We start from the raw sequence: 9587 nt of genomic DNA, 5'->3' as shown, positions 1-9587 counted from the left end.
CGGACTCGAAGTCCTCGGTGAAGGGAGGTGTGAAGACGGGAAGGACGAGGTCCTCAACGGCCACATCGTCGATGTACCAGCCGTCGTAGGGAACGACACTTGAGTTGGTCCGAACGGCAAAACGGATCCGGAGGTTCGGCTGCCCCTTCCACTCGGAGAGGTCGATCTGCTGGCGGGCCCAGGGATCCCGGATTCCGGTGACGGAGTAACGGCGGATCCAGGTGGTTCCGTTGGTGCTGACCTCCACAACCCCCCAGTCTCCGTTTGTTTCGAAGGCGAAACGATCCCAGAAGGTGAGGACCGGGCGGTTGGTTCCGATCAGATTAACTGCCGTGACGATGGAGGTGTCGGATGAATCAGCGTAATTGGCGAAGGGAGAGTCGGTAACGGAGAATGTTCCCCCGTGAACGGCCTCGTCGGTGACACCCCATGTCCCGGTGGCAACCCAGGAATTGAGGTTTTCCATTGGATCAAGAAAGGGAATCGTGATGGAAACAGTTGTCGCGGATCGCTCGTTGGAAGGGGTGGTCGTGCCGTAGGTGTTGTAGACAAAGACCTTGTAGTAGTAAGTCGTCCCGATGTCCAGACCGGTATCGGTCATGGCGAGGGTGTTGACGTTGGTGAATTCACCGATCTTCGTGGAGGAGAGGCTGACGCTGGGGCTGGTGGATCGATAGACTTCATATTTCCAGAAGTCTCCCAGGCCGGAGGCGGACCAGGAGAGGTCAATGGTTTTAAGGTGGGGAACCGGCGGATCGAGGACGACACTGGCCGGCAGATCTTCGATGCGGATATCGTCGATCCAGATGTCCTCGTCGGCACCGCTGCCGTCGGTATGGGTCTGGATTCTCAGCCGGAGGTTGGGATAGGTCTTATAGGTGGAGAGATCGAGCTGGTAGCGGGTCCAGGTGGAGTCGTACCTCCAGTAGTAGTTGATCTGGGACCCGGAGACCTCGGCCCAGGAGACGCCGTCGTTGGTGGAGGCGTAGACCCGGAACCAGGTGTGGTATTCGAGATGTCCCCGGACCCAGTAGGTCATCTGGGGGCTGGTGGTGGAGGAGAGGTCGAGGGTCCCGGCCAGATCGAGCATGTTGGGGGTGGAGGGATAGGTGTTGCCCTCGGGGGTGGATCGGAGGGAGGTGGTCCCGCCGTGGGGATCATCGGTGACCTCGGTCCATCGGGCCCGGAGCCAGTTACCCAGGCCGGACTCGAAGTCCTCGGTGAAGGGAGGTGTGAAGACGGGAAGGACGAGGTCCTCGACGGCCACATCGTCGATGTACCAGCCGTCTGCGACAACGCAGCAGCCGTTCGTTCTTACGGCGAATCGGATTCTCAGATCGGGCTGCCCCTTCCACTCGGAGAGGTCGATCTGCTGGCGGGCCCAGGGATCCCGGGTCCCGGTGACGGAGTAACGGCGGATCCAGGTGGTTCCGTTGGTGCTGACCTCTACAACCCCCCAGTCATTATTGGTTTCGAAGGCGAAACGGTCCCAGAAGGTGAGGACCGGGCGTGCCGTGCCCGTCAGATCAACAGAAGTGGTGGCGGAGGTGTCGGATGAATCGGTGTAGAAACCCGGGCTGTCCTGAAGGCACCAGGTGCCGCCGTGGGCGGAGACGACATCGGTGGCAGACCATCCTCCGGTGAGCCACCAGTTATCCAGGTCCCCCTCAAAGCTGTCGTAAAAGGGAAGGGGGTTATTCAGCGTCTTCGTGCTGGATTCCGAGGCACTGTCGGGACTGTAGGCCCCATACTGATTTACAGCGTAGACGCGATAGTAGTACCACGTGTTGAGGGCAAGCCCCAGGTCCGTAAAGGTGGTTGTGGTCTGTTGATCCACTGTTCCCGCCAGGGGACTCGCTGCGGAAACACCTGTGGCCGTAGAACGGTGAATGGCATAGTGGCTGAAGTTGCCGTCCGTGTTCTGATCCCACGCCATGTCAATGGTGTGGGAGGTGACGTTGGAAAGGAAGGGAGAAGGAACAACGGTGGGCTGCTCTGAGACGGAGATGTTGTCGATGTGCCACCCGTCGGCTGTACCGGAGGCGTCCGTGGTGATCCTGAAGCGAATCATGACATTGGGAGTACGGTAGGGCGTCAGGTCTGCCTGGGCATGGCTCCACTCGGTCACCGTGTTGTTGGTAAACGTCAGCAGAGTCGTCCAGGAACTGCCGCCGTTCGTGGAAACCTCCACGAAACCAAAGTCACCTGCCAGAAAGGCATAGATGTGGTGAAAGGCCAGGATAGGGGCCGTCGACGTCGAGAGATCCAGGGATGTGGCAAGGACCATAGATTGAGAGGTTATGCTGTTGGTATAGTCTCCCCCAGGAGAGTCACTATAGGACCAGGTGCCGCTCTCCGCCCCCTCCTCTGTAAGGGCCCAGGGGCTTCCCAGCGACCAGAGACCCGCTCCCGCCTCGCCGTTGTCAAGGAAGGGAAAATCGATCCCGGCGGGGGTGACTACCTGTATTTCGTTGGAGAGGCTGTGGAGTTCGTTCGTTGTGAGGACCATGACACGGTAGTGGAAGGTTCTCTTGGGTGATGCCGTGATGTCGGTCGTCGAGGTGGATGTCTTTTCGGTGATCGTCTCCACGAGTGTAGCGGTCCGCCAGTCGAAACCGGCGGAAGTCGAACGGTAAATCCGATAGGCAGAGAAGTCAGACGCCGAACTCTCCGTCCATGAGAGAGCCACCGTAGTGGGTGTAACTGAACCATTGCTGAGAGATACAGCGGAGGGAGCTTCATCCACGCGGATATCGTCGATCGTCCATCCGTCCATGTTTACCGTCGCGTCCGAAGTCAGACGGAAACGAAGCGTCACGCTGGCAAGACCGTTGTAGGCCGATAGTGACAACTGCTCCCGTGACCAGTTGATGCTTCCCGTGTAGGAGGCGAGGGGTACCGGATCCCAGGAGGCCCCGTTATCTGTGGAGACTTCAACCCGGGCAATATCATACCCGTCTTCCAGGGTGTACCGGTGCCAGAAGGAGAGAACGGGATCCGTGGCCAGGGAGAGGTCCATCGCGGCCGCCTGGGTGAGGGAGAGGTCCACTCCGTTGGCGTAATTGCTCAGGGGGCTGTCGGTGAAGGCGTGGGTGGGGGAATGGCTGGCTGAGTTAGTCAGACCCCACGGAGAATCCAGAAGAAACTGGCCGGTTCCCGATTCGGCATTGTCAAAGAATGGATAGGCCAAAAGGAAGGAAGGGATAAGCGCAATAAGTGCCATACATGTAATAAAACTGCGTTTCATAGATCCTCCAGGACCCACAGGGTAAAAGCTATAAAAACCATTGATACATCCGATGAATATATCATATAGACCTGTCATTTGGTCTGGTATACCGGCTTAATTTGGAGAAACTCTCAAGTTCTTTATATTAAACAGTAATGATTGGTAATTTCTCTCTGGACCAGAAGAGGGTTTTCCGTTAGGATAGGCTCATGAGAGATCCCGGGAACGGGGTGATGGATCCTTGAGGGAACGATCTTCTTCCTTTTTTCAGGGAGCAAAGCTCAACCTTCAGCGATTGGGCATCGCAGAACACATGTACATGATCTTTATCGCGGTGGCCATTGGACTGCTGAGCGGTGCCGGGGCGATCCTTCTCCGCCTGGCGATCAAGGAATTTCAGGTTCCTTTCTTTGGAGAAGCAAACCCCAGCCTGGAGTATATCCGGGAAATTCCCTGGTTTATGAAGATCATCATTCCCGCTTCCGGCGGATTGATCGTGGGTGCGATTATTCACCTCTTCGCCCGGGATGTCCTGGGACACGGCGTACCTGAAGTCATGGAGGCGGTGGCGAGAAAAGGCGGTGTCCTTCGCCCGAAAGTCGTATTGACAAACATGGTTTCCACAGCCATCTCTATTGCTTCCGGCGGATCGGTCGGCCGTGAGGGACCAATCGTACACATTGGATCGGCCATTGGATCCGCCGTGGGACAGGCTCTGTCGATCATTGGAGGGAGGTTGAGAACCCTGGTCGGCTGTGGAGCTGCCGCGGGGATTGCTGCCGCATTTAATGCGCCGATTGCAGGGGCTCTCTTTGCGGTCGAAGTGGTTCTGGAAGATTTTGGCGTGGCCCATTTTTCTCCCATCGTGATCTCTTCGGTGACGGCCACGATTCTGTCCCGCCACACCTTTGGCGATTTTCCCGCCTTCGAAGTTCCTGCCTATGAGCTTGTCTCTGCCTATGAAATGATTCCCTATGCCCTCCTTGGATTGCTGGCGGGCCTGGCCGCGGTCCTCTTTATCAAGAGTGTCTATTTTTCGGCGGACATCTTTGACTCGCTTCGTATCCACCCCATTCTCCGGACTGCAATCGGGGGTGCCTGCGTCGGGATCATCGCTCTTGGATTTCCCCAGGTCTATGGTGTGGGCTACGAAACGATCAACCATGCCCTCCATGGCAATTTTGGAGGCATCCTTCTCCTGGGGATCCTGGCAGCAAAGATGGCGGCCACCTCCCTTTCGGTCGGGTCCGGGGCCTCCGGGGGGATCTTTGCCCCATCCCTTTTCATGGGATCGATGCTCGGTGGAGTTGTCGGAACCTATGCCCACCATGCTTTCCCCCATGAAACCGCCTGGATGGGCGCCTACGCCCTGGTGGGTATGGGTGCCTTTGTCGCGGGAACGGTTCACGCACCGATCTCGGCCATTCTGATCATCTTTGAATTAACGAACGACTATCGAATTATTCTTCCTCTCATGGTTTCCTGTATTATCAGCACCATCATTGCCACAAGACTCCAGAAATTTTCGATCTATACGCTCAAGCTCGTACGGAAAGGCATCCATATCCACCGAGGGAGAGACATCAACATCCTGAAGGATATCTCGGCCTTTGAATTTGCCCGGACCCAGGTCCTGACGCTACATCGGCATGCCAATTTTGATCAAATCATTCAGGCCTTTATCCAGCGAAGGGAAAATACGGTCTTTGTCCGGAACGATGACGGTACCCTGGCCGGAACGATTCACTTTGAACACCTTCGAAAGGTACTCCCCGAATGGGAGGATCTCAAGCACATCCTTGTGGCGGAAGACCTTCTCCTTTTACCTGATGTCACCCTGAGCCCTGCGGATACCCTCGATCGAGCCATGCGTCTCTTTTCAAAACGGGGAGAGGATGAACTTCCCATTGTCGGGGAAGACGGTATCTTTCTGGGAACGCTCAGTAAAAATGACACGATTGAAGTGTATAACCGGGAACTGTTAAAACATGATGTGGCCTTCGAAGTGAGGGAGGGAATCTCGGACACTTCCTTCATAAGCGAGTATCCGCTTTCGGTGGATTACATTCTCTCCTCGATCCGTGTGCCCCACCGATTCCAGGGTTCCACAATCGGAGATCTTGCTCTCCGAACCCGGTACCAGGTTGAGGTCGTTCTGATCAAGAGGGAAAACGGGGAAGCCGTCTTTCCTGATGCATCAACGGTTCTCGGATCCGATTCCACGCTCGTTGTGATTGGAAAAAGGGATGCGATCGAAAGGATTCGCGGGCTATGAAACGTGCCATCATGATTCTCGCACTTATTGCACTTCTGCGGGTTGTCCTTGCACTTGTCACTCCTGTCTCCGGGGACGAAGCATACTACTGGGATTGTGCCCGGAACATGGATTGGTCTTACTTCGATCAGCCTCCCCTTGTGATCTGGGCCGTGGCCTTGTTCCGACCCATTATGGGGAATACGTCCCTGGCCCTGCGGTTCCTACCCATCCTTGCTGCTTTTCTCTCGGGGTATCTTTTACTTTTACTCTCCCTCCGGCTTTCCGGAACCGTTCGTTACGGTCTGACCGCTTACCTGGTCCTGCAGCTTACCCCGCTCTTTTTCTTTGGATCGTTCTACCTGTCTACGGACAGCGCCCTGATCCCCTGCTGGCTCTGGGCCCTCTACGCCCTGGTCCGCATCCTTCGCGGCGACCCTCGGTTCTGGATCCATTTCGGACTGGCCACCGGGCTTGGGTTTCTGGCAAAGTTTCCTATTGTTCTGATCCTTCCCCTGGCATTTCTGATTCCCCGAAAATTTTGGAACTCGGTCTATGTTTTCCATGGAGCTGCCTTTTCTCTCCTTCTGACAGCCCCGGTATGGATCTGGGCCGGGCATCACCACTTTAACAACATCGCGTTTCAGCTTGTCGGCCGCCACGAAGGAGCTTCCGCAGGGATCGGTCACTTTTTTGAATTCTGGGCCGCACAACTTCTCCTTCTGGGCCCGGTTCTTCCCGTTCTCGCCGTTGGCCGGATCGTCAGACTCTGGAGATCCTGGTGGGAAGAACCCTGCCGACGAATCGTATTTCTCGCAGGATTCATTCCGATCGCTTTCTTTGGACTGGTTGCATTTCGAGACCATGCCGGGGCCCACTGGATTGCTCCGGGATTTTTCCCTCTGGCCCTCCTGATTACCCTTGACCGGCCCCTTACGAAGCGGCAGGTCGTCGGGTCACTTATCCCGGCATGTCTTATCATTCTCCTTGCCATGGTCCCTGTCTTCGCCCCCGGACTCCTGGCCCGAACCCACTCCATTCCCTCCAAAATTGCGGGAAACTTTTTCGGGTACCAGAGGCTTGCGGATCGTCTGAAGCAGGAACCTCCTGAAGTATTAACCGCCTCAACCTCGTATTCCCTTGTTTCCCTCGCCGGGTACCGTTCCGGCGGAAGCCTCTCTCCTCTGCTCATCCGATCGAGGGGAGGGCGGCACGGTCTGAGCTATCTCTACTGGCAGGAGCACCTGAACCTTGCCGGGAAAGATGTCCTGTTCTATTCCACAAGGGACGACATCATCAAGTATGCCTCGGAAATCTGCGAGCGGACCGATCCTCCCGAGTACCTGGACATCGTTACTGGAGGACGAACCGTTCGGCAGTTCATCCTGGTCCGGGGATACGACATCCAGAACGTCGAACCCTTTCTCCCGGAATAGAACAGCGGTTTAATTGAAGACCTGGAATTCCTTGCATTGGATGGTAGGATGGTAACGTCCCTGGAATTCATAATCTTTTCTGGTTAGATGTCGATGGGGTATCGTAATAAGAAAAGAATCAGGTTGAAAAAGTTGGGGGTTTACGTCAATGAAAACTATTTTATCGATCCAACTACAAATCCTTCTCTGGGTAATTCTATCCTTTTTCCTGTGCCTGGGCTGCGGCGCCAACGCTATTAAGGGTTCGGTGGAAAAAGTGGAAATTTCGTACGATATACATGGTCGTCATGTTGTGGAAACCTTTATGGGTAAGATAGATACAGCTTCAAGTTATCCGGCTTCCCTGTGTGTGAGTCCAGACGGCAGGCACATGGCGGTTGCAGTAAAGGATGGACTTAAAGTTGGCGTTGTTGTCGACGGTATCCATGTGGACAGCTATATGAAGCTTTTCTCTCCTTCCCGTGGTGGACCCCTCGGGGGCACCTTTCGATACAGTCCCGACAGTCAACATCTTACCTATATAGTGCGTGGATTACTTGGCTGGCATGTTGTCATGGACGGGGTGAAGCAGGACGGGTACAAAAAAGTGTCCCTTCCGGTCTTCAGCCGGGATGGTACCCGATGGGCCTACAGCGCGGAAACGGGAGATGGATCCTACCTGGTCACTTCTGATAATACATATGGACCTTATTCAAAAGTGATGATTCCAGTTTTCAGCCAGGATAGTCAGCATCTGGCTTTTATTGCGAAAGGGGAAACACAGTCCTTTTATGTGCTGGATGGCGTCACACAAAAAATCTACGGTCAAATTGTTATCGGTTCGCATCAGTTCAGTCCCGATGGAACTCGTTTTGCCTATGTCATTGACAAAGACAGTGGGTTGAATTTTGTTGTAGATGGAGAAATTGGAGAGTCATATCGAAATATCACTGAAATTATATTCAGCCCGGATAGTCGGCACATTGCCTATGCCGGGCTCGATTCTGAAGGTTACAGGGCGGTCATAGATGGGAAGAAAGGGAAACCCTGGAAACAGATCCAAAACCTTCAGTTCAGTCCGGACGGAACCCGGCTTGCCTATGTTGCAAAAAATGATGAACAAAATACCTTTGTTATTATTGATGAAACAACATGGGGTCCCTATCTCGATGCCGGCTCACCCGCCTTCAGTTCGGACGGGAAAAACATTGCTTGTCCGGTTCAGGGTCCCGATCGTACCTGGGTCGTACTTGTAAATGGTGACCCGGTATTTCAGGCCGAAGGTATCAGTGTAACTGCGGCATTCTGTGAAGAAGGAAACATTCTGGCCACCAGGGTCAGGGGATTTCATGGTTCCTATCTTGTTGTCGGTGACACGGTCCATCCGACTTTCGATCAAATCATGATCTTGCCCCCGTTTCAGGTAGAAGAAGGAGCAGGTATCTTGAGAAGCACAAGAAATGACGAGTTACAAGGGATCTTTCCACCCGGATGTAACCATTCCCTCTACACGGCCCGGAAGGGAAGGGAGAGTGTCCTGGTTATGGACGGAAAGGTGATACAGGAATTCCAGCAGGTCAATCAGCCGGAATTCAGTCCCGACGGCCGTCACGTTCTTTTCAGGGAAGTACGGATTTCTGACCGGCCCAATGATCTCCGCTCCAGCCCTCCGATTCCGGACTTGACAAAATATCAGACCCTGACCATGAATCTCGACGGCAGGTCGGGAAAAACCTATTCACGTATTCTTATGGGAAGCGAAAATTCCTTTGATGATTCCAACTCCTTCCACTATCTTGCGATGGTGGAGGATCATCTTCTTCTGGTGGAGGAAACCATCGTTCCCCTGGAGACGGGAGAAGTGTTAACGATTGACGCCATGATTCCCTCTGGAGCTGAAACGGAGGAATTGAAAAAAATACAATCTCCTGAACCGTTTGATGCCGATAGTAAAGATGATAGGGAAGAACCCCTGCAGTCTGAAGTTAAAAAACCTGCCCCCATAACCGTCGATCTGAAAGCTGGGGGTTATCAGTACGAGTTTGATCTGTCGAAGTGTCATATGTTCCCCGGGAAAAGAAATCGCTATCTTGACCTGGAACCCGGGACTATTCTGGTTCTGGCCAGCGACGAGGAAAGGCTTGAGATCACACCTCTTCGCAAAATTGTAAAAATTGGTCCGTTCGAGACCCGTGTTGTCGAGGAACGCGAGTGGAAAGATGGCAACCTTGTGGAGGTTTCCAGGAACTATTATTCGTACTGCTGGGAATCCATGGATATCTATTACTTTGGAGAAGATGTAGACATTTATCGGGATGGAAAAATCGTAAGTCATGAGGGATCATGGCGTGCCGGAGAGAATGGGGCCAGGCCCGGGCTGATCATGCCCTGGGATGCCCTGGTTGGGATGAAGTACTACCAGGAAATCGCACCCGGAATCGCCATGGACCGGGCGGAGGTCGTCAGTACCAATGAAACTGTGGAAACACCCAATAAGACCTTTACCCGCTGTATCAAAATCAGGGAAGGATCCGCTTTAAATCCCGGGGAAGAAGAGTACAAATACTATGCTCACGGTATCGGTCTGGTCAAAGATGGAGATTTACTCTTTGTTGAGAAAAAGAGTAATTTCGATTATTCGAGGTGACCGATCTGATCAAGATATTCCTGTTGGTTTGACACCTCCATC

At 53.9% G+C, this 9587-nt stretch carries 4 protein-coding genes; 3 read left to right on the top strand and 1 reads right to left on the bottom strand.

Going from position 1 to position 9587, the window contains the following annotated elements:
* Positions 1–3247 (bottom strand): immune inhibitor A (locus PLD04_04275; GenBank protein ID HXK67536.1); only part of this gene is annotated, 3247 nt, incomplete at its 3' end.
* A gap of 223 nt (positions 3248–3470) precedes the next feature.
* Here PLD04_04275 and PLD04_04270 point away from each other — a divergent pair.
* From PLD04_04270 to PLD04_04260, 3 genes are all read left to right on the top strand, one after another.
* Positions 3471–5504, top strand: a complete 2034-nt coding sequence (locus PLD04_04270; GenBank protein ID HXK67535.1) for a chloride channel protein — start codon at positions 3471–3473, stop codon at positions 5502–5504.
* The gene (locus tag PLD04_04265) at positions 5501–6919 is read left to right on the top strand and encodes a glycosyltransferase family 39 protein (GenBank protein HXK67534.1); all 1419 of its coding nucleotides are present in this window, start codon (positions 5501–5503) and stop codon (positions 6917–6919) included. The genes PLD04_04270 and PLD04_04265 overlap by 4 nt, the downstream gene beginning before the upstream one ends.
* A gap of 148 nt (positions 6920–7067) precedes the next feature.
* A complete protein-coding gene (locus PLD04_04260) occupies positions 7068–9545 on the top strand; it encodes a hypothetical protein (protein ID HXK67533.1) in 2478 nt (825 codons plus the stop codon).
* The last annotated feature ends 42 nt before the right edge of the window (positions 9546–9587 follow it).

The sequence above is a fragment of the Thermoanaerobaculia bacterium genome, assembly GCA_035593605.1.
Classification (GTDB): domain Bacteria; phylum Acidobacteriota; class Thermoanaerobaculia; order UBA2201; family DAOSWS01; genus DAOSWS01.
This window is presented reverse-complemented; position numbering and strand designations above follow the sequence as displayed.